The 23,452-nt window shown below is 61.4% G+C and carries 24 protein-coding genes; 17 read left to right on the top strand and 7 right to left on the bottom strand.

The annotated features are described in order from the left end of the window. Positions 1 to 35: 35 nt before the first annotated feature. Positions 36 to 545: a hypothetical protein gene (locus ACWTV3_RS04965; protein ID WP_498477107.1), complete on the bottom strand. Its 510-nt coding sequence runs from the start codon at positions 543 to 545 to the stop codon at positions 36 to 38. 102 nt (positions 546 to 647) lie between these two features. Here ACWTV3_RS04965 and ACWTV3_RS04960 point away from each other — a divergent pair, with 102 nt between their 5' ends. The 11 genes from ACWTV3_RS04960 (at position 648) to ACWTV3_RS04910 (ending at position 10,479) form a co-directional block, all read left to right on the top strand. Then, positions 648 to 1,130, top strand: a complete 483-nt coding sequence (locus ACWTV3_RS04960; RefSeq protein WP_100388339.1) for a CarD family transcriptional regulator — start codon at positions 648 to 650, stop codon at positions 1,128 to 1,130. A 111-nt stretch (positions 1,131 to 1,241) separates the two neighbouring features. After that, positions 1,242 to 2,447 (top strand): 2-C-methyl-D-erythritol 4-phosphate cytidylyltransferase, encoded by a 1,206-nt coding sequence (gene ispD / locus ACWTV3_RS04955; protein WP_498477106.1) that lies wholly within the window; start codon positions 1,242 to 1,244, stop codon positions 2,445 to 2,447. Between the two features lie 337 nt (positions 2,448 to 2,784). Then, positions 2,785 to 3,492: a PTS glucitol/sorbitol transporter subunit IIC gene (gene srlA / locus ACWTV3_RS04950; RefSeq protein WP_100388341.1), complete on the top strand. Its 708-nt coding sequence runs from the start codon at positions 2,785 to 2,787 to the stop codon at positions 3,490 to 3,492. A gap of 2 nt (positions 3,493 to 3,494) precedes the next feature. Further along, complete coding sequence (srlE, locus tag ACWTV3_RS04945) at positions 3,495 to 4,550, top strand: PTS glucitol/sorbitol transporter subunit IIB (RefSeq protein ID WP_498477105.1); 1,056 nt, start codon at positions 3,495 to 3,497, stop codon at positions 4,548 to 4,550. 54 nt (positions 4,551 to 4,604) lie between these two features. Continuing rightward, a complete protein-coding gene (locus ACWTV3_RS04940; protein WP_341619326.1) occupies positions 4,605 to 4,979 on the top strand; it encodes a PTS glucitol/sorbitol transporter subunit IIA in 375 nt (124 codons plus the stop codon). Between the two features lies 1 nt (position 4,980). Next, positions 4,981 to 5,382 (top strand): transcriptional regulator GutM, encoded by a 402-nt coding sequence (locus ACWTV3_RS04935; RefSeq protein ID WP_100388343.1) that lies wholly within the window; start codon positions 4,981 to 4,983, stop codon positions 5,380 to 5,382. A gap of 127 nt (positions 5,383 to 5,509) precedes the next feature. After that, positions 5,510 to 6,835: an NAD(P)H-dependent oxidoreductase gene (locus ACWTV3_RS04930; RefSeq protein WP_498477104.1), complete on the top strand. Its 1,326-nt coding sequence runs from the start codon at positions 5,510 to 5,512 to the stop codon at positions 6,833 to 6,835. 14 nt (positions 6,836 to 6,849) lie between these two features. Further along, positions 6,850 to 7,824, top strand: a complete 975-nt coding sequence (locus ACWTV3_RS04925) for a thiamine pyrophosphate-dependent dehydrogenase E1 component subunit alpha (RefSeq protein WP_498477103.1) — start codon at positions 6,850 to 6,852, stop codon at positions 7,822 to 7,824. A gap of 5 nt (positions 7,825 to 7,829) precedes the next feature. Next, the gene (locus ACWTV3_RS04920; RefSeq protein ID WP_498477102.1) at positions 7,830 to 8,864 is read left to right on the top strand and encodes an alpha-ketoacid dehydrogenase subunit beta; all 1,035 of its coding nucleotides are present in this window, start codon (positions 7,830 to 7,832) and stop codon (positions 8,862 to 8,864) included. A 1-nt stretch (position 8,865) separates the two neighbouring features. Then, entirely contained in the window at positions 8,866 to 10,143 is a 1,278-nt protein-coding gene (locus ACWTV3_RS04915) for a dihydrolipoamide acetyltransferase family protein (protein WP_498477101.1), read from the top strand. 78 nt (positions 10,144 to 10,221) lie between these two features. Beyond that, positions 10,222 to 10,479 (top strand): HPr family phosphocarrier protein, encoded by a 258-nt coding sequence (locus tag ACWTV3_RS04910; protein WP_498477100.1) that lies wholly within the window; start codon positions 10,222 to 10,224, stop codon positions 10,477 to 10,479. A 209-nt stretch (positions 10,480 to 10,688) separates the two neighbouring features. On the opposite strand, the gene ACWTV3_RS04905 is transcribed toward ACWTV3_RS04910, so the two are convergent. Both ACWTV3_RS04905 and ACWTV3_RS04900 read right to left on the bottom strand, forming a co-directional pair. Beyond that, on the bottom strand, positions 10,689 to 12,104 hold the full coding sequence (locus tag ACWTV3_RS04905; protein ID WP_498477099.1) for a PTS galactitol transporter subunit IIC: 1,416 nt from the start codon (positions 12,102 to 12,104) through the stop codon (positions 10,689 to 10,691). 150 nt (positions 12,105 to 12,254) lie between these two features. Then, positions 12,255 to 12,536: a PTS sugar transporter subunit IIB gene (locus tag ACWTV3_RS04900; protein ID WP_498477098.1), complete on the bottom strand. Its 282-nt coding sequence runs from the start codon at positions 12,534 to 12,536 to the stop codon at positions 12,255 to 12,257. Positions 12,537 to 12,658: 122 nt separating this feature from the next. On the opposite strand from ACWTV3_RS04900, the gene ACWTV3_RS04895 reads away from it, so the two are divergent. Next, on the top strand, positions 12,659 to 13,147 hold the full coding sequence (locus ACWTV3_RS04895) for a PTS sugar transporter subunit IIA (RefSeq protein ID WP_498477097.1): 489 nt from the start codon (positions 12,659 to 12,661) through the stop codon (positions 13,145 to 13,147). 66 nt (positions 13,148 to 13,213) lie between these two features. On the opposite strand, the gene ACWTV3_RS04890 is transcribed toward ACWTV3_RS04895, so the two are convergent. Further along, positions 13,214 to 14,140, bottom strand: a complete 927-nt coding sequence (locus ACWTV3_RS04890; protein WP_498477096.1) for a sugar-binding transcriptional regulator — start codon at positions 14,138 to 14,140, stop codon at positions 13,214 to 13,216. Positions 14,141 to 14,358: 218 nt separating this feature from the next. Here ACWTV3_RS04890 and ACWTV3_RS04885 point away from each other — a divergent pair, with 218 nt between their 5' ends. The 3 genes from ACWTV3_RS04885 to rlmB all read left to right on the top strand — a co-directional run bounded on the left by ACWTV3_RS04885 (position 14,359) and on the right by rlmB (position 17,799). Beyond that, the gene (locus tag ACWTV3_RS04885) at positions 14,359 to 15,219 is read left to right on the top strand and encodes a 3-hydroxyacyl-CoA dehydrogenase (RefSeq protein WP_498477095.1); all 861 of its coding nucleotides are present in this window, start codon (positions 14,359 to 14,361) and stop codon (positions 15,217 to 15,219) included. Positions 15,220 to 15,299: 80 nt separating this feature from the next. Beyond that, entirely contained in the window at positions 15,300 to 16,730 is a 1,431-nt protein-coding gene (gene cysS, locus ACWTV3_RS04880; RefSeq protein WP_341619341.1) for a cysteine--tRNA ligase, read from the top strand. A gap of 31 nt (positions 16,731 to 16,761) precedes the next feature. Continuing rightward, positions 16,762 to 17,799 carry a 23S rRNA (guanosine(2251)-2'-O)-methyltransferase RlmB gene (gene rlmB, locus ACWTV3_RS04875; RefSeq protein WP_498477094.1) on the top strand — a complete coding sequence of 346 codons (1,038 nt, stop codon included), beginning with the start codon at positions 16,762 to 16,764 and terminating at the stop codon, positions 17,797 to 17,799. Positions 17,800 to 17,903: 104 nt separating this feature from the next. Here rlmB and ACWTV3_RS04870 read toward each other — a convergent pair whose 3' ends face one another. Beyond that, entirely contained in the window at positions 17,904 to 19,088 is a 1,185-nt protein-coding gene (locus ACWTV3_RS04870; protein WP_498477093.1) for a trans-sulfuration enzyme family protein, read from the bottom strand. 100 nt (positions 19,089 to 19,188) lie between these two features. On the opposite strand from ACWTV3_RS04870, the gene ACWTV3_RS04865 reads away from it, so the two are divergent. Then, on the top strand, positions 19,189 to 19,674 hold the full coding sequence (locus tag ACWTV3_RS04865; protein WP_498477092.1) for an Lrp/AsnC family transcriptional regulator: 486 nt from the start codon (positions 19,189 to 19,191) through the stop codon (positions 19,672 to 19,674). A gap of 33 nt (positions 19,675 to 19,707) precedes the next feature. Here ACWTV3_RS04865 and ACWTV3_RS04860 read toward each other — a convergent pair whose 3' ends face one another. Together ACWTV3_RS04860 and ACWTV3_RS04855 are read right to left on the bottom strand one after the other, a co-directional pair. Next, positions 19,708 to 21,018, bottom strand: a complete 1,311-nt coding sequence (locus tag ACWTV3_RS04860) for a DUF4032 domain-containing protein (protein WP_498477091.1) — start codon at positions 21,016 to 21,018, stop codon at positions 19,708 to 19,710. Positions 21,019 to 21,100: 82 nt separating this feature from the next. Beyond that, positions 21,101 to 22,201 carry an ABC transporter ATP-binding protein gene (locus ACWTV3_RS04855; RefSeq protein WP_498477090.1) on the bottom strand — a complete coding sequence of 367 codons (1,101 nt, stop codon included), beginning with the start codon at positions 22,199 to 22,201 and terminating at the stop codon, positions 21,101 to 21,103. A 245-nt stretch (positions 22,202 to 22,446) separates the two neighbouring features. Here ACWTV3_RS04855 and ACWTV3_RS04850 point away from each other — a divergent pair, with 245 nt between their 5' ends. Continuing rightward, positions 22,447 to 23,370, top strand: coding sequence for a DsbA family protein (locus ACWTV3_RS04850; RefSeq protein ID WP_498477089.1), 924 nt, complete (start codon positions 22,447 to 22,449; stop codon positions 23,368 to 23,370). Positions 23,371 to 23,452 lie beyond the last annotated feature (82 nt).

Here is a 23,452-nt window from a genome sequence, read left to right as displayed (position 1 = left end):
TGCGCCCGGCTTCGGCGCACCAGTGGGAAGTGGGGCTATTCGCTGAGTGCGCTAGCCGGAGCAAGGTCGGCGTAAATGACGTCGTCGCTCGCCATCACGGGAACCAGCAGCTCTTGGCCGCTGTCGTTGCCGAACTGGAAGTAAATGGGGAACAACTGCCCGGCACGGATGTCTGCATCCGCGATCACGATCATGTCGCCATCGACCTCGGTCCCGTAGCTCTTGACTTCACCCGAGGTGACCGGCTTGGAGATGTCGATGCGTTCGCCCTCGGCAGATTCGTACTGCATGCGCAGGCTGCCGCTCGAGGAGCTGGTGTTGATGATGGTGACCATCAGGCTGACGGCGGACTCGTCATCGTTGCTGATGGCGAGAACGTTGCGTACCTTGACGTCGCCGACTTCGGCGCCGATACCGTCGCTGGGGTCGTAGTGGTTCAACGTCGCGGTAGGCGTAATGAACGAACAACCGGCGGTGCCCACGAGGAGGGCTCCGGCGATAAGGGCGGAGGCTGCGGCGCGTGTTGCGCGAGTGCGTACTGTCACAAAGCCATCCTAATAGATAGCCGCGCCGAGTGCTTTACTTAGGCAACCCTTACCATGCGTTTACTGTGATAAACTGGGTTTTCTTCGAGAGGACCACTATTCATGTTGTTTGAGGTCGGCGAGACTGTCGTTTATCCCCATCACGGTGCTGCAACCATCACCGAGGTTAAGAAGCGCACCATCAAGGGTGAAGAGAAAATCTATCTCAAGCTCAATGTAACTCAGGGTGATCTCACCATCGAAGTGCCCGCAGAGAACGTTGATCTCGTGGGCGTTCGCGACGTTATCGGTCGCGAGGGGCTTGACGCAGTGTTCGAGGTGCTTCGCGCGCCCTTCACTGAGGAGCCCACTAACTGGTCGCGTCGGTACAAGGCCAACCTGGAGAAGCTTGCTTCGGGTGACGTCATCAAGGTCTCTGAGGTCGTTCGTGACCTGTGGCGCCGTGACCAGGATCGCGGCCTTTCGGCTGGCGAAAAGCGCATGCTTGCGAAGGCACGTCAAATTCTTATCTCTGAGCTTGCGCTCGCTGAGAAGACTGACGAAGACAAGGCATCGCTGGTTCTCGACGAGGTTCTTGCTTCATAACCCCTCAGCGCTGACTGTGTATTCACAGGAGAGCATGGGTAGGCTAATTCGCTACGTCTTTTTGGCGGAGGAGTATTTCCTCGCCCATCGATATGGAGATACCCGCCTCATATGAGTCCACAGATTAATCCCCGCGTCGCCGTAATCCTTCTCGGCGCCGGAAATGGCACCCGCCTCGGTCGCAACGAGCCAAAAGCTTTCGTTCACCTCGCAGGTCGTCCTACCCTCAGTCGCGCGCTCGAATCCGTTTTCGGAATGGCAGAGCCGACTCAGGTAATCATCACTGTTCCGAAGTCGTATGGCCCCATCGCCAAGCAGCTTGCACGCTCGGTCCCCGGCGGCCGTGATCGGGAGCCCGTAATCATCGTGGGCGGTTCCACGCGCCAGGATTCTGTTGCTGAGGCTCTCAAATTTCTTGAACCCAGCATCGACGTAGTTCTCGTGCACGACGCGGCACGTCCGCTCACGCCGAGCCTGATCTTTGACTCGGTTGCCGCAGAAGTACGCAGCTCGAACGCTGGTGTCGTGCCCGGGCTTCCGGTTGCCGACACGATTAAGCGCACGGATGACAACAGCCAGATCGTCGAGACCGTTGACCGTTCCGTGCTCATGGCGGTGCAAACACCGCAGGGTTTTCCTCGTGACCAGCTCATAGCTGCCCATGAGGCCGCTCAAGAAGAGCACACCGACGATTCAGCCTTGGTCGCCGCTGCCGGCTACCCGGTGTCCATCATCGCGGGCGACCCCATGGCCTTCAAGATCACTACCGCGTGGGAACTGCGTCGCGCCGAGCAGCTCTTCACCGAGTCTGCCGCCACCAGCATCCGAGTTGGTACTGGCACGGATGTGCACGCGTACGACGACACTAAGGCTCTGTGGCTTGCTGGGCTGCACTGGCCCGACGAGGTCGGCCTCCGCGGTCACAGCGATGGCGATGTTGTCGCCCACGCGATTTGCGATGCCATGCTCTCGGCCGCCAAGCTGGGCGATCTGGGCAGCGTATTCGGCACGAGCGATCCCAAGTTCGAAGATGCCCATGGTGATGTCTTCTTGCGCGAAACCCTCTTTCTCGTACGGGAAGCCGGCTTCGAGGTGGGCAACGTCTCCGTTCAGCTCATTGGTAACCACCCGATGGTCTCGCGCCGTCGCGTTGAGGCTGAAGAGTTCTTGAGCGGAATTCTCGGAGCTTCGGTGAGCATCGCGGGAACGACATCTGATGCACTCGGCTTCACCGGTCGCGGCGAGGGTATGGCGGCGATCGCTACGGCGCTCGTGCATGCGCGCACGGTCGCCGAGGCCACTCACAACCGCGAGTAGTCGCGTCGGGCGGTGCCGTGCGGTCGCACGGTTGCCTCGCCCTCTCTTCTTCTCTGCACGCCGCTGCGTCTGCACGCGGGTGCGCCTGTCGCCGTGCGGTTATGTGGCGTTCCTATCGCCGCGCGCGGTACCAGAGCGAACCTGAGCAGTAATTTCTTTCGCTCCTGCCTTGGTTGATTGCTTGCGAGCCTGATATACCTGTTACTACACGACTGTGAGTCCAATACTCACAATTGTGCAAATGTAGTACCAGGGTCGATGGGGACACACACCTCTCGTCACGCCACCGGCCCTGACAGGCGCCGACAACGAAGTTGCGGCTGGAGAAAGGTGTGAGATGCAATCTGTTCTGGACACGATAATTTGGGCGGCTGATTCGCCGCCAGTACCGGCCAGCGACAACCCGATCATTCAGGCCCTCACCTGGGGTGCTACGCACTTCATCGGTCTGTTCAACGCATCGGGTGAAGCTCTTGTTGGTCTCGCAACCGGCATCCTGCCGACGCTGATCGTGCTGCTCACGTTCATGTACGCGATCACCACCTGGGTGGGCGAAGCACGCATGACCCGCGCAGTGCAGTGGTCAGCTCGTTGGGCCATCACTCGCTACACCCTCATGCCCATCATCGCGGTCATCGTCTTGACCAACCCGATGGCGTACTCCTTCGGCATCTATCTACCCGAACGACAGAAGCCGGCGTTCTACGACTCTGCAGTGTCATTCGTGCACCCTGTCACCGCTTTCTTCCCGCACGCTAACGCTGGCGAGATCTTCGTCTGGGCTGGTGTCTCGGCTGGAGTGCTCTCCATCGCTCCCGAAAAGTACCCGCTGCTCGCGCTGCTTTACTTCGGTACCGGCATCGTCGTTATCTTCATTCGCGGAATCGTCACCGAGTGGATCACCAAGCTGCTCATCCGTCGCCAAGGTCTCACGGCCGTATTCGACGAATACGACCGCGAGTTCGCCCGTGCAAGCGAGCGTTTCATCGAGGCAAAGTCGACCAAGAAAACCGGATCCTCGGTTTCCACTGAAGGGGCGGTGTGATCATGAGCGAGAACACCTACAGGAACGTATTCGTCAAGCCCGGTAACGGCGGCTGGGGCAAGGGCCTCCTCCTCGAGCCGAGCGCAGAAAAGAACGTCGTTCTCTCGGTGACTGGTGGCGGAATCCACCCGGTCGCTGCGCGGATCGCCGAGCTCACTGGTGCAGAAGCTGTTGACGGCTTCACCAACAGCATTCCCGAAGAGCGCGTTGTCGCTGTCGTGATCAACTGTGGTGGAACTGCCCGCATCGGCGTCTACCCCAAGAAGCGCATGATGACCGTCGACGTCTTCCCCGGAGAACCCTCGGGTCCCCTCGCGAAGTACATCACCGACGACGTCTTCGTTTCGGCTGTCGGCACTGACAACGTTGAGCTCGTTGACGGCGAGCACGCCTTCGCGACTCACGCCGCCGAGGCATCCGCTGCATCCGAAGCTGCTATCGGCAGCCCGGCACCCTCGGGAGCCTTCGGTACGAGCAACGTTCAGCACTTCACGGCTCAGACGACAACCGGTGGCGGCTTCATCGGCTTCTTCTCGAACATCGCGACGCGCTTCGGTTCGGTCATCGGAAACATCATCAACACGCTGCTCTCGTCTGGTCGCCAGACGGTTCAACTCGTGCTGCAGACGATCCTGCCGTTCATGGCCTACGTAAGCCTCTTGATCGGTTTCGTCACCTACTCGGGACTCTCGGATCTCATTGCGCAGGCAGTGACTCCGTTGGCCTCGAACCCGATCGGACTGATTCTGCTTGGGGTGATCACGGGTCTACCGTTCCTGTCGCCCATTCTGGGACCGGGCGCGGCTATCGCTCAGGTCGTCGGTGTACTCATGGGTACACAGATCGCCGCTGGCGCACTGCCGGTGCAGTATGCACTGCCGACGCTCTTCGCCATCAACGGTCAGGTTGGTTGTGACTTCGTTCCTGTGGGCCTCGCCCTGGGAGAAGCCAAGCCAGAGACGGTTGCAGTGGGTGTACCCGCTGTGCTCTTCTCTCGCCTGATCACGTCGCCGCTGGCAGTCTTGATCGCGTGGGGCGCAAGCTTCGCGCTGATCTAAGCACCACCGCCAGTACAACCACCACACGCAACAGCAGAGAAAAGCGAGACAGCAATGACTACCTATTACCGCAGCCAGGTCACGTCCATCGGAACGGACGCCACCGAAATGTTCGACGGAGGAGTGGTGATCTTCTTCGGAGAACCCTGCCCCGCCGAACTGGCTGAGGTAAGTGTCGTTCACACTGTCACGCACCACCACCCGCAGCGCGATCCCCAGCCGGGAGACGTGCTGCGGGTGGGGGACTCTGAAGTCACCATTACGGAGGTCGGCGAGATTGCGGCCAACAACCTCCGCACGCTCGGCCACTTCGTGGTCTATAGCGACCCAGAAGACAGCCAGAAGATTCTCCCCGGCGCCATTCACGCGAAGGGCACGCTCTCGCTGCCCGACGCCGGCGTCACCATTGAGCTCATCGAAGGTAGTTGACATGGATACCGGCTTCGCACTGCTGCTGATCGCAGCGCTCGTTCTGAGCGTTGTGTTTAGCCTGCTCCAACAGCGCACGTACTCTCGTGCCACCAAGCGTCTCGGAACAAGCTTCATCGGCGCCAAAGACCATTTCTTGGTCTCTGGCCGCGGCAAGCACTTCCTCCGCGGCGCCATCGTTCTCCTGGTCGTCGATGCCTCAACGAGCCGCATCGTGGCCGCTGAGGCCATGGTCGGCAGCACCGTTCTCGCGCGCTTCAAGCCGCGCCCCGAGCTAATCGGTGATCTCGACACCGCAACGCTACGCACCAAAGAGAAGATGATGACCGCAGCCGTGGACTACGCCACCAAGCAGTACTGGGTGACGTACAAGCGCAACGTCGCAGCGGCAGCCCGCAAGTAGCGACGTCACTCGTTCGGGTGTTTCGGCATCCGACATTGCATCGTCGTTCCCGGCGGGGCATACTAAATACACATACTTGATTAACAAGCGCACATAAGTGCATCAACGTGGTTTCAAAGGGGTAGTCATGGGTTACACAAACAAATTGCTTGCGCGTCAGCGTGAGGTCGGTCGTCCCGTTCGTATCGGTCTCGTCGGCGCAGGCCAGATGGGCTCCGGCTTCATTGCCCAGATCGCTCGCCAAGAGGGCGTCGACATCACCGCCGTCGCTGACATTGCAGTTGACCGTGCCGTGGGTGCTCTCGCCAACGCCGGCATCACCGACGTCGACCAGTCAGCAGACCTCGAGACGCTCGCCGCCACGATTGAAGCCGGCGGTCACGTTGTCGTCAACGACGCTCTCGCCCTTCCGAAGCTCCCCATCGACATGGTTATTGAGTGCTCGGGTGTTCCCGAGATCGCCGCCAAGGTCGCCCTCGCGTCGCTGCTCGGCGGCAAGGATGTCGCCCTCATGACCGTGGAAGCTGACGTTACCGTCGGTCTCCTCCTGGCTCGCATCGCCGCTCAGACCGGCAACATCTACACGGTATGCCGTGGCGATGAGCCCGTTGAGTGCCTCAAGCTCGTCGAGTACGTCGAAGACATCGGTCTCGACGTTGTTCTCGCCGGTAAGGGCAAGAACAACCCCCTCAACGAGACGGCTACCCCCAGCAGCCTCGAAGAAGAAGCAAAGACCAAGGGCATGAATCCGCGGATGCTGTGCAGCTTCGTCGACGGAACCAAGACCATGATCGAGATGGCTGCCCTCGCTAACGCGGCAGACCTCGAACTCACGAAGCGGTCGATGCACGGACCGGCCGCAACGGTGCCGACCCTGCAGGACATCTTCAAGCCCATCGAAGACGGCGGAATCCTCGACCGCAGCGGTGTTGTCGACTACGCCACTGGCCCGGTTGCTCCCGGTGTGTTCGTTGTTGCTAAGGCAACCGACCCCGTTGTGCACGAGGAGCTCAGCTACCTCAAGCTCGGTGAAGGCCCCTACTTCGCGTTCTACCGTCCGTACCACCTCGCGAGCGTCGAGGCAGTGCTCTCGATCGGTGAGGTCATGATCGACCGCCAGCCGTCGCTTGCGCCGATCGCCTGGAACGCAGACGTTTCTGCCATGGCGAAGCGCGACCTCAAGGTCGGCGAAAAGATTGACGGTATCGGTGGCGAGCACGTCTACGGTGACGCCGTTCCGGCAGCCGAGGCCAAGGCCGGTCGCGAACTGCCCATCGGTCTGGCATCGGCCGGCACGCTCATCCGCGATGTCGCCAAGGGAACTGCCGTCACGTACGACGACGTGCAGCTCGACGAAACCAAGACCATCGTGATTTTGCGCAAGCTGCAGGATGCCCTTCTGGCCGATGGCCAGTTGCAGGTTCCCGCTCTCGCTTCGCTGCTCTCCGCCTAAGAAAGGTGACAACCATGAATACGCAGATCGTTGCGAACCGCGAACTCGCGGCATCCAGCCTCGCCACCATGTGGAAGATCCGCCGCTTTGAAGAAGCAGTGGAAGACCTCTACGGCCGCGGATTGATGCACGGCACGATGCACCTCTCCATCGGTCAAGAGGCCGTACCGACCGGTGCATGCCTCGCCCTCAACAAGGACGACTACATCACCTCGACGCACCGTGGCCACGGCCACTGCATCGCTAAGGGCGCCGACATGGAGCGCATGATGGCTGAGCTTCTCGCGAAAGAGACCGGCTACTGCCGCGGTCGCGGTGGTTCAATGCACATTGCGGATACCGCAACCGGAAACCTCGGTGCTAACGGCATCGTGGCTGGTGGCGTTCCGATCGCTACCGGCGCAGCGCTGTCGGCCAAGATGCGCGGTACCAAGCAGGTTGCCGTCAGCTTCCACGGCGACGGTGCGATGGGTGAAGGTGCCTGGCACGAGGGCGTCGTGCTCGCGGCCATGTGGCAGCTTCCCGTGGTGTTCCTGTGCGAAAACAACCTCTACGGCATGTCGATGTCGTCAGAGAAGGCCTTCAACTTGGAACAGTTGTCTGACCGCGCAAAGGGCTACGGCATCCCCGGAGTGACCGTTGACGGTAACGATGTTCAGGCTGTCTACGACGCCACGAAGGAAGCGGTTGACCGCGCTCGTGCCGGTGGCGGACCGACCTTCATCGAAGCGAAGACGTACCGCTGGCGCGGACACTCGAAGTCAGACAAGAACCTGTACCGCACTCGCGACGAGATCGATGAGTGGCGCGGCAAGGACCCGATTCCGCTGTTCGAAGCTCAGGCTCTCGCCGCCGGTGGCCTCACGCAGGCGGACATCGATGCCGTTCGCGACAACGTGCGCACCGAACTGCGCAGTGCCGTTCAGCGCGCCAACGCTGCGCCGGACGCCACCGCTGACGACCTTCTTTCCGCCGTCTACGCAAGGTAACGACTATGACTATTGAGACGACCGCGGCACAGACCGCAGCGCCCGCGACGGGCGAAACCGTAACCATGACCTACTCCGAGGCTGTTCGCGACGCTATGCGTATCGCGATGGCCAAGGACCCTGCCGTCTTCATCATGGGTGAAGATGTCGGAACGTACGGAGGCGCCTTCGGCGTCACCGGCGAGCTCATCAACGAGATCGGCCCCGACCGCGTTCGCGACACCACCATCAGCGAACTCGGCATCATGGGCGCCGGCGTCGGCGCCGCCATGACGGGCATGCGCCCGATCGTCGAGATTCAGTTCTCTGACTTCACGGCTCAGGCCATGGACCAGATCGCCAACCAGGCAGCGAAGATTCACTTCATGCTCGGTGGCGCAGTGAACGTCCCGATGGTTATCCGCGCGCCGGGTGGTTCGGGAACGGGTGCTGCCGCGCAGCACTCCCAGAGCCTCGAAGCCTGGTTTGTTCACATCCCCGGTCTCAAGGTTGTTATGCCGGCAACGGCGGATGACGCCAAGGGCCTGCTGCTCTCGGCCATCGACGACCCCAACCCCGTCATGGTCATCGAGCACAAGCTGCTCTACAAGACCTCGGGCGAGGTTCGCACGGGCGACGTCCGCACGCCGCTCGGTGTCGCTGCGGTTCCCCGCGAGGGCAAGGACCTCACGATCATCGCCACCGGTGTTGAAGTGAGCCGCGCGCTCGAAGCCGCTGAGATTCTTGCCGCTGACGGTATCGAAGCCACCGTGGTTGACCCGCGCACGCTCAAGCCGCTCGACAGCGACACCATCCTGCGCACCGTCAAGGCCACCGGCCGCGTTCTGCTCGTGCAAGAAGCGGTGCGTACACTCGGCTTCATGTCTGAAGTGTCTGCCATCATCTCCGAATCGGATGCCTTCGGCTACCTCCGCGCGCCGATCAAGCGTCTTGCTGGCCTCGACATCCCGATCCCGTACGCTCCCAAGCTCGAGCGCGCTTCGGTGCCTCAGGTCGAAGACATCGTTGCGGCGGCCACTGATCTCGTTCGGAAGTGGTGACATGTCTGAGCTGCCTCTGACAATGCCCAAGATGTCCATGACCATGGAAGAGGGCACCATGGTCGCGTGGCTCAAGCAGGAGGGTGACTCGGTTCGTTCCGGGGAGCCAATCTGTGAGGTCGCGACCGACAAGGTTGACATGGAAGTGGAGTCGCCCTTCGACGGCGTACTCGCTCGCATCATCGCCCAGCCCGATGAGGTGTACGCGGTGGGAGACACCATCGCCTTCATCACGACAGAGGCCGATGACCTGCTCGGTGGACTCTTTGACGAGCCCGCCGCTGACGCTCCCGCTGCTGCTCCGGCCGCTGCGGAAGTAGCTCCGGCTGCTGTTCCCGCTCCCATCGAGACCGGGTGGATCCCCGCTGTTCCTGCCGCTCGCGGTGCCGCCGCCGAACACGGCGTCGACCTCTCGTCAGTCACGCCGACCGGGCCGGACAACACGGTTCGTTTGTCGGATGTTGAAGCAGCTGCTGCAGGAACGTCGGCAGCGCCTGCTGCTGCTCCGGCCGCGGCTCCTGCTGCACCGGCCGCGCCTGTTGCTCCAGCTGCGGTAGCGCCTGCCGCTCAGGCAGCTGCCGCTCCTGCTGCTGCCGCTGCACCGGCCAAGGCTGTTGACCCGGTCGAAGCTCGCCGCCTGCGCACCCGCAAGCAAGTTGCCAAGGTGATGACGGCATCCGCTCTCGTTCCGCAGTTCACTGCCTATGTTGACCTTGACCTGTCAGCGTTGGCCGCCGTGCGCAAAACCACGCTCGGCGGCGCAAGCTGGACCGCACTCTTTGTGCGGGCTCAAGCGATCGCTCTGGCCGAGAACGCTGCGCTCAATGGCACCTGGACTGATGAGGGAGTCGTCGCCAACGAGCACATCGGAATCGCCCTCGCGATCGATTCGCCATCGGGGCTCCTCGCCCCAGTGTTGAAGAACTCGCACGAGGGGACGCTTGCGGCCCTAGTCGCTGAGATCGCTGGTGTCGTAGACGAGACGCGCAAGGGCACTCTGCCTCCCGCACGTCTCGGCGGCGGAACAAGCGTATTCTCGAACCTGGGCGGATTCGGCGTGGAATCGTTCAACGCACTATTGACCCCACCGCAGTCGACGGCTCTGTCGTCGGGCGCCGTCAAGCCACGCATGCGCGTGTTTGATGACGAAACCTTCGGTGTGCGGTTGAGCTGCACGATCGGTCTCACCGTCGATCACCGTGTAGCGGATGGTGCTGATGCCGCACGCATGCTCGCGACCATCACGAACCTCGTCGCGAACCCGGAGCGTTTGCTCTAGAGCCGCAACCCGCCCGCGGGTTCTCCCAGCCGCGTCCCTCAAGGGGCGCAGTCCACCACGTTTCGAAACAGGTACACAATGTCAGAACGCACAGCCACAATCGTTTCCCCCTCGGGCCTCCACGCTCGCCCCGCTGCGCTCTTCACGCAGGCGGTCAGCAAGAGCGGCTTGAAGATCACCGTTGCTAAGGATGGCAAGGCTGTCAACGCCGCCAGCATCCTCGCCGTGATTTCGCTCGGAGTCGCTCAGGGCGAAACCGTCACGCTGGCTTCCGACGATGAGGGCGCTGACACTGTGCTCGACGAGCTCGCAGAACTGCTCGCTACCGTCGAATAGCAACCACTACAGAAGGCCCGCACCGATTGGTGCGGGCCTTCTGTGCGTTAAGGGGCTCGCTAAAGCGCCCTGTGCGCTGTTCTGGGCGCCGAATGTAGCCGCCAGCGGCCCGCTGGCAGTGCAGGTCATAGTTCGCGCGCCCTCGACGCGCACAAAAGCCCCGCTCCTTCCTGGGGGAGCGGGGCTTTCGGCGGCGAAGCTAGGCCTGGTTAGGCCTTAGCTGCTTCTTCGTCGGATGCTGCTGCGGCATCCGCTTCGACCTGAGCACGCACGATGTCGCGCTTCTTTTCGAGGCGGCTCACCCAGAAGGCGAATCCGAGGGAGAGCACGGCGAGGACCGCAATGGTCCAACCGCCGAGGTTTGCTACTCCGAAGAACAGACCGGTGAGGGGGTTTGCTCCGTCAACGAGCGACGAGATGAGCTGCGAACCCTGAGTGTCGCTGAAGCCCGAGGCTTCGGCGATGGCCGTGAACTGCGGCGCCGTTGCGGTCGCGATGAAGAGGCCGATCGCAATAACGATGGCACCGCCGATGACGGAGCGCACGATGTTGCCGCGGAAGATCGGAACCATCATGGCCACGATGAACGGCAGGGTGGCGAGGTCAACGAGTGGCAGCACCTGGTTGCCGAGCGGAGCGAGTGCGATAGCGATCAGCACGGTAACCGGAACCAGTACAAGCGACGTGGCGAGCACGGCGGGCTGTCCTACTGCGATCGCGGTGTCGAGACCGATGTAGAACTTGCGACCGGGGAAACGCTTCTGAACGAACTCGCGAGCGGAGTCAGAGACCGGGATGAGGCCTTCCATGAGGATCGAGACCATGCGCGGCAGAAGCAGCAGCACGGCAGCGAGGCTGATGGCGAGTACGAGGATCGCAATGGAGTCTTCGCGCGGGTTGTCGAAACCGAAACCGGCGAGACCGATGATGATTCCGAGTACGAGACCCAAGATCATCGATTCACCGAAGACGCCGAAGCGCTTCTCGATGGTCTGCGGGTCTGCCTTCAGGTTGCGGAAGCCGGGGATGCGGTCGAAGACCCAGTTGAAGGGGATCGCGAACAGAATGTACGGCGCGCTGGTTCCGTGCGGGAACGAGATGTCGGGGAAGTTGAAGTACTTCTGAATCATCGGTGCCGAGAGATCGGCGAGAGCCAGAACGATCACCATGTGCACGGCAGCCGCGGCGATACCGATCCAGAAGTTGTCCGTAACGGCTCCGACAAGAGCGCCAACGAGCGCGAAGTGCCAGAAGTTCCACAGGTCAATGTTGAACGTGCGGGTGAGGCCCGACCACAGCAGCAACATGTTGACGAGGATGCCGACAGGAATAATCACCGCCCCAATGGTGGATCCGAAGGCGATGGCCGCGCTCGCGGGCCAGCCCACATCGAGAACCGTGAGGTTCACGCCGAGATTCACGGCGAGGGCCTGAGCGGCGGGACCAACCGTGCCGGCCATGAGCCCGATCACGAGGTTGATACCGATGAAGCCAATTCCGATCAGCACACCGGCACGCAGTGCCTGGCTGAATTTTTGGCCAAGGATCATGCCGAAGATCGTGATGAGGATCGGCAGGGTAACGGAGGCTCCGAGAGCCGTGAGGTAGCTGGTGATATTTGTCAAAATATCTTCAATGATGTTCAACGCTGAACGTCCAATTCTCTGAGGTTTGTCGAGGCTGGGGAGTGAGCGCGCGGCAGTAGTGCGCGCGTGCTCGTCAAGCTGATGATGCGGCGGACCACACGCAGGGCGCGGGCCGTTCTGTGTCGCGGGTTAGGCGAACTGCTGCTCGATTTCGGCGAACACCTTGTCGAGGCCCATTCCGGTCAGGAAGGGGAGCCCGGCGATGACCGGGATGCCGACGGAATCGGGCACTTGGGTGGTGGCCACGATGAAGTCTGCGTCGAGGTTACCGCGCAGAGTGTCGGCTACTTTGCCCTGAGTGATCTTGGCATCGAGTCCTTTCGATTCGCAGAATGCACGAATCTTAGTGACGACCACAGTGGATGTCGCGACTCCAGTGCCGCAGATCACGAGGATGCGTTTTGTGGCCATTTTCAATACTCCAATGTATTCGCGGGGCGATAGCTTCGTGACAATTATGCACCTTTGATATACAAATGTGTACACGGCAACAATTTTTTGACTAACACCTGCGCCCAGAAGGACGAGAAACCATGAGTGAGACCCCCACTGCAGCACCCGTCGTGCCCCGCGCCGACCTCAGCATTGTGGGGCTCGTGGCAGGGAACAGCACCGAAGTGCTCTCCGCTTTCGCCCAGCAGGCTCTCGCCGTCGGTGCCGTGCACCCCAGTTACGAGGCAGCACTTCTCGAGCGCGAACTCGCCTTCCCCACTGGTCTACCCACGGTCATCCCGGTGGCAATTCCACACGCTGATGTCGAGCACGCCATCGAATCAGGGCTCGGAATCGCTACCCTCGCGCAGCCCGTCGAATTCGGCGAAATGGGCGGAGCCGACTCCACCGTGGCCGCTCGCGTTGCCGTGCTCATTCTGGTGACAGAGCCGCATGCGCAAGCAGAAATGCTGTCGCAACTCATCGGGGTCTTCCAGCTCGACGGCTGGCATGACACTCTGAGCGCCGCAACCACGCCAGAAGCACTCGCGGCAACCTTCGCCGACCTTCTCGCGTCCGCCGCCGAGTAGTTGGCCCGGCCTCAGCGCAGGCCGGAGTAACTCACGACGCGACACCTGCGTGCGACGCCCGGTGGGTTAGCGCTGGTTGAGCAGGGCTAGTGCAAGATCAGAGTCAACGACGAGCACGTCAAAGAGCCCGCCGATGAGCGCCGCGTGTGTGCCTTCAAGCTTGTGCGCTCCCGCAGCAACGCCCACCACGGTGGGAATGCTGCCGAGTTCGTCGAGGTCGATCGCGATCACGCGGTCGTTGACGACAGACTCCACAAGTTTTCCCTCGTGGTCGAAGAAGCGTGTGCAGCAGTCACCCACTGCTCCGGATGCGGCGAACTCGCTGCGTTCGGTGCGGCTGAGGTTCATCGACTCGATGATCGCGCTTGACGCGCCCTTGCCCACGTTTCCGACTCCGACGATCGCGATCTTCGCGCGGCGAGACGCATTGAGCACGCCCGTGATCGAGGGCTCCCGCAGAAACGCCTCGCGGGATTCAAGCGATTCCACGACGGCGGGGGCGTAGAGACGGCGGTGTTGGGCTCCGAGTTTGGTCGCCAGAAGGCGCACCAAAACGTTGCCGTCGCGAGCGGAATCGACGATCGAAAGCCCGCCCACGAGGGGGAGTACTTCGATGTTCTCGTGAGAGGTATCATCCGGAATCTCATCGACAACGGCCTGCACGCTGGAGCCCCAGGAGAGAGCGACGCCGCCATCACGAGGAAGGTTGTCAATGAGCCACTGCGCGCCGAGCGCGCCGACGCGGGAGAGTTGGTTGTCAGAGCCAGTGCTGGGAGCAACGCGACATTCGCGCAAGCCGTAGCGGGAGACGAGCTGAGCTTCGAGATCTTGGGCCCGGCCGAAGGGGTCATTGATGCGGATTTCGACGATGCCGTTCTTGCGAGCGTCGGCGAGAACGCGCGACACGTTCGATCGCGAGACGCCGATCTCTTGAGCGACTTCGGCCTGTGATTTGCCCTCGAGGTAATAGAGAGTGGCTGCCTTCACAAGCATGGCTTGATTGCGTGGACTGGGTATGGGTCCATCCCTCTCTCATGCTTCGTTGCTGATTTGCACTCATTCTACTGCCGTGTACACACTCGTGCGCGTAACTTGCAGCGTTTACAAGGATTCAGGGTTCCGTGTCGAGCGAAAAACCCAGTGGAGACACAGTTCGGAAGCGTATGTTCGGAGTAGCGGTTAACCATCGCAATCAAGAGAAAGAAGGCGCAATGACAAACATTCAGCGTGTAACTGTTCTGGGCACAGGAGTGCTCGGGTCACAGATTGCTTTCCAAACGGCGTATAGCGGCTTCGACGTCGTCGCCTACGATATTAATGACGACGCGCTCGAGAAGGCGCGTGAGCGTTTTGAAGGACTTGTCGACACCTACGTTGCTGACGGAGTAGACGGAGCCGCCGATGGCAAAGCGAAGGAAGCGCTCACTCGCGTGCGCTTCTCCGCTGACCTTGGCGATGCCGTCTCCGAGGCGGACCTCGTGATCGAAGCCATCCCCGAGATTCTCGACCTCAAGAAGTCGACCTACGCCGAGCTGGGCAAGCTCGCCCCCGAACACACGATCTTCGCCACGAACTCCTCCACTCTGTTGCCGAGCGACATGAAGGAATCGACCGGTCGCGTCGACAAGTTCTTGGCCCTTCACTTCGCCAACCAGATCTGGAAGTTCAACACTGCCGAGATCATGGGCACGAGTGACACCGATCCCGCCGTCTTTGATTCCGTCGTCGAGTTCTCGAAGGCCATCGGCATGGTGCCGATCCCGATTCACAAGGAGAAGGCCGGCTACGTTCTCAACTCGCTGCTCGTGCCGTTCCTCAACGCGGCAGCCGAGCTCGGTGCCGAGGGCTACGCAGAACCGGCTGACGTGGATAACACCTGGCGCATCGCGACTGGCGCTCCCATGGGGCCGTTCCAGATTTTCGACGTGATCGGTCTCACGACCCCGTACAACATCATGTCTCACGGCGACGAGAAGACGCAGAAGTTTGCTGAGTGGCTCAAGACCGAGTACATCGACAAGGGCTACCTCGGCATCGCATCCGGACGTGGTTTTTACACCTACGAGAAGTAATTGCCTGCAGCGCGGGGCTCACAAGCCCCGCGCCTGCCGTCAACCGTGTAATACCCAGCGGCGGTCGCTAAACTTGCTTAGTGACTATTCGCCTGTATGACACCCGTAGCGCCAGCCTCGTCGACCTTGAACCCCGCGAACCGGGCAAGGTGGGAATGTACGTGTGCGGCCCCACGGTGCAGTCGGCCCCACACATCGGTCACTTGCGCTCAGCGCTCGTCTACGACATTTGGCGCCGCTGGCTCACCTACCGCGGCCTTGATGTCACGCTCGTTCGCAACGTCACCGACATCGACGACAAAATTCTGAGCAAAGCAGCGGATGCCGCAGCCGAGGGCTCGACGGAACAGTGGTGGGCTCTGGCCTACCGCATCGAACTCGAATTCACGGCCGGCTACAACGAGTTGGGCATCCTTCCCCCGAGCTACGAGCCGCGGGCCACAGCCAACATCTCCGAAATGCGTGACCTGATCGCGCTGCTCATCGAGCGCGGTCACGCCTACGCCGCCACCGATGGCTCGGGCGATGTCTACTTCGACACCCAGTCGTGGCCCTCCTATGGTGAGCTCACCCGTCAGAAGCTCGACGATATGGTTGCTGCCGCGGATGCCGATCCGCGCGCCAAGCGCGATGCTCGCGATTTTGCGCTCTGGAAGGGCAGCAAGCCCACCGAGCCCGCTTCAGCATCCTGGTCATCGCCGTGGGGCGATGGTCGCCCCGGCTGGCACATCGAATGCTCGGCCATGTCTCGCCGCTATTTGGGCGGTGCGTTCGACATTCACGGTGGTGGGCTCGACCTGCGGTTCCCCCACCATGAGAACGAGTTGGCCCAGTCAACAGCGCTCGGCGATGAGTTTGCACGCCACTGGGTGCACAACGGAATGGTCAACGTTAACGGCCAGAAGATGTCGAAATCGCTCGGTAATTCGGTGTTCGCCCGCGACCTTCTGGATGCCGCCCGCCCCATAGTGGTGCGCTATTTGCTCGGTGCTGCACATTACCGCTCCACAATCGACTACACTGACACGTCGCTTGCAGAAGCTGAGGCCGCCTTTGAGCGTCTTGAGGTGTTCATCGAGCGGGCGTCGCGCCGACTGCGTGACACTCGCTTCGATACTGCGAACACCAACGAGGTGCCCGAGGCATTTGGCGAAGCGATGGATGACGACCTTGCGGTGCCGCAAGCGCTCGCGGTGGTGCACGAAACAATTCGTTCGGGCAATGCCGCCCTCGACGATGGGGATCTTGCAACGGTCGCTACGGCGCGTTCGCAAGTGATCGCTATGGCACAGGTTTTGGGTATCAACCCACTTGATCCACGATGGGGTTCTGATCGTTCAGAACCGGCTGTTGCTGCATTATCAGCACTGGTTGACACGCTCATTGAGGATCGTAATACGGCCCGCGCGGCGAAAGACTTCGCTGTAGCAGACCGAATCCGTGATGAACTATCAGCGGCGGGCATCACTCTAGAAGATGACTCGACCGGATCGCATTGGAGCTTGCCGTGACTGATCGGCGCTTCCGACAGGAGCAACACTCGTGAAAAACCCAGGTAACACACCCCGCGCAGGAGCGGTACGCAAGGGCCGCAAGGGCCCCCAGGTCGGCTCGGGAGGCCAGGGACGTCAGGCGCTCGAAGGCCGCAAGCCCACCCCTAAGGCAGAAGATCGTCCGTACCACCCCGCGGGTAAGCGCAAGGCTGCTGCCGAGCGCTACGAAGCAGCCGGTGGAAACCGTCGCAGTGGCGGCAAGGGATCTGAGGGTGGCCCGCAGCGTCCGAGTCAGCCCAGTCGGTCGCGCGTAGCAAAGTCTGCGGACGAGTCCGAGATGGTCACCGGTCGCAACTCGGTGCTTGAGGCGCTTCGCGCCAAGATCCCCGCTCACACTCTCTACATGGCAGCGCGCATCGAATACGATGACCGCGTTAAAGAGATTTTGAAGCTCGCTACCGCCCGCGGCATCGCGGTGCTCGAAGTGATGCGTCCAGAACTCGACCGCCTTGCCGGTTTCGACGCCGTGCATCAGGGTTTCGCCCTCAAAGTGCCGCCGTACGAATACGCGCACCCGATGGAGCTGCTCGACAAGGTCGAGTCACGTGGGCAAGTACCGCTGCTGGTTGCTCTCGACGGCATCACTGACCCCCGCAACCTCGGCGCGATCGTGCGTTCGGTTGCTGCGTTCGGTGGCCAGGGAGTCATCGTTCCGCAGCGTCGCTCGGTCGGCATGACGGCATCCGCCTGGAAGACCTCCGCTGGTGCTGCTGCTCGCACGCCTGTAGCGATGGCGAACAACCTCACGCAGATGATCAAGGAATACAAGAAGCGCGGTGTCTTCGTGCTCGGTCTCGACGGTGACGGCGACGTATCGCTTCCGTCGTTGCCGCTGGCCAAAGAGCCCGTGCTGATCGTCGTCGGTAGCGAAGGTAAGGGTCTTTCGCGGCTCGTTACCGAGAACTGCGACGCCATTGTTTCGATCCCCATCAGCGCCTCCACCGAGTCGCTGAACGCCGGTATCGCTGCTAGCGTCACGCTCTACGAAATCTCGAAGCTGCGTGCTGCTGCTCGCAAAAAGAAGTAGCACTGTCTCAAGAAGTAGCACTGTCTCGGGCCTAACCTGAGCTGCACAGACGAAGAGCCGCTGCCCCTCGGGGACAGCGGCTCTTCGCGTAAGTGCGAATGACGCTAGCTGCTGGTGACAGCGTCGAGCGCTGCCGTGATGTCGTTCATCAGGTCATCAACGTGCTCCAGGCCGACCGAGAGTCGAACAATGCCAGCGCCGGGCTTCGCCTCGGAGGCAACGGGGCGGTGCGTGAGCGATGCCGGATGCTGCACGAGAGTGTCGATGCCGCCCAGTGAGACTGCGTGGGTGATGAGCTTCACTGCCTCGGTGAACTTCGCCGCAGCGTCGTAGCCGCCGGCAAGGTCGAGCGCAATGAGTGAGCCAGCGCCAGCGGACTGAGTGCCGATGAGACCAGCGGGGTCTTGGCCAGGCAGACCGGGGTAGAGAACGCGAGCGAGTGCGGGGTGGCCGTCGAGGCGGCGAGCGAGTTCGCCGGCCGTATCCTGCTGGGCGCGCACGCGCAGGGGCAGAGTGCGCAGGCCGCGGTGCAGCAGGTACGCCGCAAAGGGGTGAAGAACACCACCGGTGAGCGCGCGAACATTGCGCAGGGCCTTGGCATGTTCTTCGCTCGTGGCGATGACGCCGCCCATGACATCCCCGTGGCCACCGAGGTACTTGGTGGCGCTGTGCAGCACCATCGCGGCGCCGAGTTCAATCGGGCGCTGCAGTACGGGGGTCGCGAAAGTGTTGTCGACAAGAACGGGCACCGCGCCAGCGGCGGCAACGACCTTCTTAATGTCGACGAGTTCGAGGGTGGGGTTAGCGGGGGACTCAATGATGATGAGGCCGGTGTTGGGCTGAATGGCGTTGACGATCGAGTCGGCATCCGCCCACGTCACGGTCGTGCCGAGCAGTCCGTTGTCGAGTACGTGGTCGGTTCCGCCGTACAGCGGGCGAACGCCCACAACGTGCGGGCGACCGGCCGATGCAATGGCAATCAGCACGGCAGAGAGCGCTGCCATTCCGCTGGCGTATGCCACGGCTGCTTCTGCGCCCTCAAGAGCGGCGAGGCCGTCTTCGAAGCGAGCAACGCCGGGCTGCCAGAGTCGCTGGTACACAGCGGAGTGACCGTCGATGATGGGGTTTCCCGTGGCGAGGTTCTCGTACGAGTCACCGCCAACTTCAACGCTGGGCAGCGGGTTTGTCGTCGAGAGGTCGATAGAGGGAACGTGGGCACCAGATTCCTGCACGCCCTCCATTCCTGCGTGAACAGCAAGGGTTTCGAGATGGATGTCGTGAGGCAGCATGACTAGATAACAACAGAAAGTGCGCTCCTAATCAACTCCGGTTGCAGCTTCTTCACGAAATGTGACTTTTTTCGCATAAGCTGCGACACAGGAGGCTCCCGTGACAGAACCCAACAGCTTGCCCATCGACTCGGTTGACCGGGCTATCCTGGCCAGTTTGGCCACCAATGCGCGCCGCTCGGGCTCCGCGCTCGCCGCCGAGGCTGGAGTGTCAGAGTCCACCGTTTCGCAGCGACTGCGTCGACTCCACGACGAAGGCTATTTGCGCGGATTCCACGCCGACATTGACGTCGCCAAGCTCGGCATGAGCGTGCAAGCGCTCATCTCCATCAAGCTCGTCAAGCACGTGCGAGAAGACGTGGATGCCTTCCGCAGTGCCGCGCCACGCTGGCCTGGTGTACTTGCCTTCTTCCACACCGGCGGCGGAGACGACTATCTCCTGCACGTCGCGGCGCGCAGCGCGGCAGAGCTCAGAGACTTCATGCTGACCTACTTGGCCAGCCATCCGGCTGTCGCCCACACCGAGACCAATCTCGTGTTCGAGCACGTGACCGGTCGCGGGTTGGAACAACTGCTGTCGGACTAACAGTCGCCGTGGCAATCGCCCGCTGGAGGCAAGCTAGACCTTGAGCCGCCAGTCTCCACCATCGTCGTCACCGTCGAGATCGCCTTCGCCAGCGCCGGGCAAGGTGATCGGCATCGTGAACGCACCCGTGGGCGGGTTGATCATGGTGGCTTCGTCGCGACGGAACTGCAGCACGTTTTCTACGTAACTGCTCACCGCCTCGGCGAGCGGGATGTCGTGGCCGGAATCCTGTGCCAGCTGACGGCGGTGGTCGAGCAACTGGTGGAAGGCCTCGGCCGGCTCGAGTTTTCCGCGCAGTTCTTTGGGGATAGCCCGGATGACCGGCTCGAACACGCGCGCTGCCCACTCGTGAGCGAGCATCTCTTCGTCCATGTCTTGCTTGTCGAACGCGGCGCGGTACGAGTCCATGTCGTTAAGCAAACGACGGGCCTGGTTCTCCTGGGCGTCGAGCCCGGTAAGGCGCAGCAGGCGGCGAGAGTGGTGTCCGGCATCCACAACCTTGGGTTGGATGCGCACGCGTGTGCCCGAGTCTTCGGTCTTGATCGCGAGTTCTTCGATGTCGAAGCCAAGCGCGTTGAGGCGTTCAACGCGCTGGTTGATGCGCCAGCGTTCGGAGTGGTCGAAGCGCTCGGAGCCCGTGAGTTCTTTCCAGAGCGTGCGGTATTGGGCGACGATTCCGTTGCTGATTTCTACGGGATCGATGTCTTCTTCGAGACGCCCGCCTGCCTGCAGGTCGAGGAGCTCGCCGGCGATATTGACGCGACCGATCTCAAGGTCGTTCTCGCGCTGGCCGTTGGAGAGCCGGTCGTAGAGCTGACCGGTTTCGGCATCCACCAGATAGGCGGCGAAGGCACCAGCATCGCGGCGGAAGAGAGTGTTGGAGAGCGACACATCGCCCCAAAAGAAGCCAACGATGTGCAGGCGCACGAGCAACACCGCGAGGGCGTCGACAAGGCGACGCGCGGTCTCGGGGCGCAAGCTCTGTGAGTACACAGCCCGGTAGGGGAGGGAGAACTTGAGGTGGCGAGTAACGAGCACAGACTTGAGCTCTTCACCGTCGGCCGCGGTGCGGTTAGTGACGATAGCGAGCGGATCGACGCACGGCACATCGAGTTTCTGCAGCGTGCGCAGCATCTCGTACTCGCGCTTAGCGAGCTCGCTGGAGGTCTCCTTGATCGCCACGACGAAGCCGCTGAGATTGGCGAAGCGCACGAGGTGGCGCGAAATGCCCTTGGGGAGAGTGGCGATTGCATCGTCGGGCCACATCTCAAGCGGCAACGACCAGGGTAGGTCGAGGAGGGCCGGATCAGCGGTCGCAGCGGTGATGTTGACGGAACCAGTCATTCACGTGTCCTTGAAAAAAGAAGGAGCCCGCCGAACATCCGAACTGGGTTCGACGTCGACGGGCTCGATCGTAAAGCGGAAGTTAGCTTGCGACTACAGGCTTCTTGGTGAGGCGGAGGCCCGACTCGGTGTCAAACACGTGAACGTGGTTGGGCTCCGGCGTCAGGAAAACCTTCTCGCCAGCGCTCGGGTGTGAGCGACCATCAACGCGAGCAACGATGTCGACGCGCTCTCCGTTGATCTCTGCGTGACCGTAGAGGTAACCGTCAGCACCGAGCTCTTCGACGAGGTCGACGTCGACCGGGAGGCCGCTGCCTGAAGTCGAAACAATAACGTCTTCGGGACGGATGCCGATGGTGACCGTCTTAGCGTCGGTTCCACCGAGCGTTTCGGAGTCAACCGCAACAACGGCGTCACCGAACTGGAGGCCGCCATCAACGATGTCAACGCTAAAGAGGTTCATGGCAGGGCTGCCGATGAAGCCAGCAACGAACACGTTCTGAGGCGATTCGTACAGGTCGCGAGGAGTACCAACCTGCTGGAGGAGGCCGTCCTTGAGAACCGCAATGCGGTCACCCATGGTGAGTGCCTCGGTCTGGTCGTGAGTCACATAAACCGTGGTGACTCCGAGTCGACGCTGCAGGCTAGCGATCTGCGTACGAGTCTGAACGCGCAGCTTGGCGTCCAAGTTCGAGAGCGGCTCATCCATGAGGAAGACCTGAGGCTGGCGAACGATAGCGCGACCCATGGCCACACGCTGGCGTTGACCACCCGAGAGAGCCTTGGGCTTGCGGTTGAGGTAGGGCTCAAGGTCGAGCAGCTTTGCTGCCTCGAGTACGCGCTCAGCACGCTCTTCTTTGTTAACGCCGGCGATCTTGAGCGCGAAGCCCATGTTCTCGGCAACCGTCATGTGTGGGTACAGCGCGTAGTTCTGGAAGACCATCGCGATGTCGCGGTCCTTCGGCGGAACGTCAGTGACGTCGCGGTCGCCGATAAGGATGCTGCCATCGTTGACCTCTTCGAGGCCGGCGAGCATGCGGAGGCTGGTGGACTTACCGCAACCCGAGGGGCCGACAAGTACGAGGAATTCGCCGTCTTCTACGTGAAGATTCAGCTTGTCTACAGCCGGGACCGTTGATCCCGGGTAGAGGCGGGTTGCATTGTCAAAAGTTACAGACGCCATTGTTCTATTTTTCTCCTTCACCGGCAGGTACGTGCCGGACGATCCGTTGTGATGGACAGCGATCGAAACCGCGTTGCGTCATTATTGCACCTTTTTGGGGGTCAGCCGACCGAGTGGTCCACCCCAAAACGGTGCCGGACTTGGGCTTCGGTTGGGCAATTCCCAGAGATTCCTCCTAAAATCGACGGGTGCGCCGTAATTTCTGGGCGCCCAACACAGCGACACATATGGCGAATGAGGTTCGATTGAGCAACGGCAACTCCGGCGATAGCCGACTCTCGAAGAATGAGCGTCGCGAAGCGGCACGAGAAAAAGCTCGCATTCAGCGTGACGAACAAAAGAAAAAAGACCGCCGCACTAAGTGGATTCTTCAGGGCAGCGTCGGTCTAGCGCTTGTTGCCATCGTCGCCGTCATCGCCCTCGTGCTGGTGAACTCCAACCAGCCAGCAGGCCCCGGCCCACAGAACTTCGCTAGTGACGGCATCCAGCTCAATCAGGGTTTCATTGCGACTCCCGCCGAGGCGCAAGCCTCCGACGCAGAGCCGACACCGAACGTTCGTGACGAAGAGTCCGGCGTTCTCGACATCCAGCTGTACGTCGATTACCTCTGCCCCATCTGTGGTGCCTTCGAGCAGACCAACGCTGAATACATCGAGAGCCTCGTCGAGAATGGCGCTGCAACTCTTGAGATTCACCCCATCACGATTCTCGACCGTCTCGCTCAGGGGCAGCGCTACTCTTCGCGTGCCGCTAACGCTGTCGCCTGCGTCGCTGACACCTCGCCCAACGACTTCTACAGCTACCACAACCTGCTGTTGTCTGAAGGTATCCAGCCGGAAGAAAACACCGCTGGCCTCAGCGACGTTGATCTGATCGAACTTCTCGATATCGCCGGGGTTGAAAACACGGACGCCATCGCTGAGTGCATCGACGACGAGACCTTCAAAACCTGGGTCAGTAACTCCACCGCACGCGCACTGACCGAAGACATCCCCAACACTGTTGACGTTGGACCCGTAACCGGAACCCCCACGGTTCTCGTGAACGGTGTGAAGTACGAGGGTGCAGTAAACGACCTCGCTAGCTTCCAGGCCTTCGTCATTCAGGTCGCCGGTGAGAACTTCAACGAGAACTCAACGCCGACCCCGACTCCCACCCCGGAGCCGTAAAGCGCGTTACTTCTTCGCGAGAAACGCCTCGTAACGAGGTTCCCCTCGTAGCGAAAGGGCCCCGATCCAATTGGATCGGGGC

Source organism: Salinibacterium sp. AL4.1, from assembly GCF_059767305.1.
This window is presented reverse-complemented; position numbering and strand designations above follow the sequence as displayed.

What these genes read in the sequence shown, in the direction of transcription:
- ACWTV3_RS04960 (WP_100388339.1), top strand. Translation starts at nt 648, where the DNA reads ATGTTGTTTGAGGTCGGCGAGACTGTCGTTTATCCCCATCACGGTGCT.
- ispD (WP_498477106.1), top strand. Translation starts at nt 1,242, where the DNA reads ATGAGTCCACAGATTAATCCCCGCGTCGCCGTAATCCTTCTCGGCGCC.
- srlA (WP_100388341.1), top strand. Translation starts at nt 2,785, where the DNA reads ATGCAATCTGTTCTGGACACGATAATTTGGGCGGCTGATTCGCCGCCA.
- srlE (WP_498477105.1), top strand. Translation starts at nt 3,495, where the DNA reads ATGAGCGAGAACACCTACAGGAACGTATTCGTCAAGCCCGGTAACGGC.
- ACWTV3_RS04940 (WP_341619326.1), top strand. Translation starts at nt 4,605, where the DNA reads ATGACTACCTATTACCGCAGCCAGGTCACGTCCATCGGAACGGACGCC.
- ACWTV3_RS04935 (WP_100388343.1), top strand. Translation starts at nt 4,981, where the DNA reads ATGGATACCGGCTTCGCACTGCTGCTGATCGCAGCGCTCGTTCTGAGC.
- ACWTV3_RS04930 (WP_498477104.1), top strand. Translation starts at nt 5,510, where the DNA reads ATGGGTTACACAAACAAATTGCTTGCGCGTCAGCGTGAGGTCGGTCGT.
- ACWTV3_RS04925 (WP_498477103.1), top strand. Translation starts at nt 6,850, where the DNA reads ATGAATACGCAGATCGTTGCGAACCGCGAACTCGCGGCATCCAGCCTC.
- ACWTV3_RS04920 (WP_498477102.1), top strand. Translation starts at nt 7,830, where the DNA reads ATGACTATTGAGACGACCGCGGCACAGACCGCAGCGCCCGCGACGGGC.
- ACWTV3_RS04915 (WP_498477101.1), top strand. Translation starts at nt 8,866, where the DNA reads ATGTCTGAGCTGCCTCTGACAATGCCCAAGATGTCCATGACCATGGAA.
- ACWTV3_RS04910 (WP_498477100.1), top strand. Translation starts at nt 10,222, where the DNA reads ATGTCAGAACGCACAGCCACAATCGTTTCCCCCTCGGGCCTCCACGCT.
- ACWTV3_RS04900 (WP_498477098.1), bottom strand. Translation starts at nt 12,536, where the DNA reads ATGGCCACAAAACGCATCCTCGTGATCTGCGGCACTGGAGTCGCGACA.
- ACWTV3_RS04895 (WP_498477097.1), top strand. Translation starts at nt 12,659, where the DNA reads ATGAGTGAGACCCCCACTGCAGCACCCGTCGTGCCCCGCGCCGACCTC.
- ACWTV3_RS04890 (WP_498477096.1), bottom strand. Translation starts at nt 14,140, where the DNA reads ATGCTTGTGAAGGCAGCCACTCTCTATTACCTCGAGGGCAAATCACAG.
- ACWTV3_RS04885 (WP_498477095.1), top strand. Translation starts at nt 14,359, where the DNA reads ATGACAAACATTCAGCGTGTAACTGTTCTGGGCACAGGAGTGCTCGGG.
- ACWTV3_RS04870 (WP_498477093.1), bottom strand. Translation starts at nt 19,088, where the DNA reads ATGCTGCCTCACGACATCCATCTCGAAACCCTTGCTGTTCACGCAGGA.
- ACWTV3_RS04860 (WP_498477091.1), bottom strand. Translation starts at nt 21,018, where the DNA reads ATGACTGGTTCCGTCAACATCACCGCTGCGACCGCTGATCCGGCCCTC.
- ACWTV3_RS04855 (WP_498477090.1), bottom strand. Translation starts at nt 22,201, where the DNA reads ATGGCGTCTGTAACTTTTGACAATGCAACCCGCCTCTACCCGGGATCA.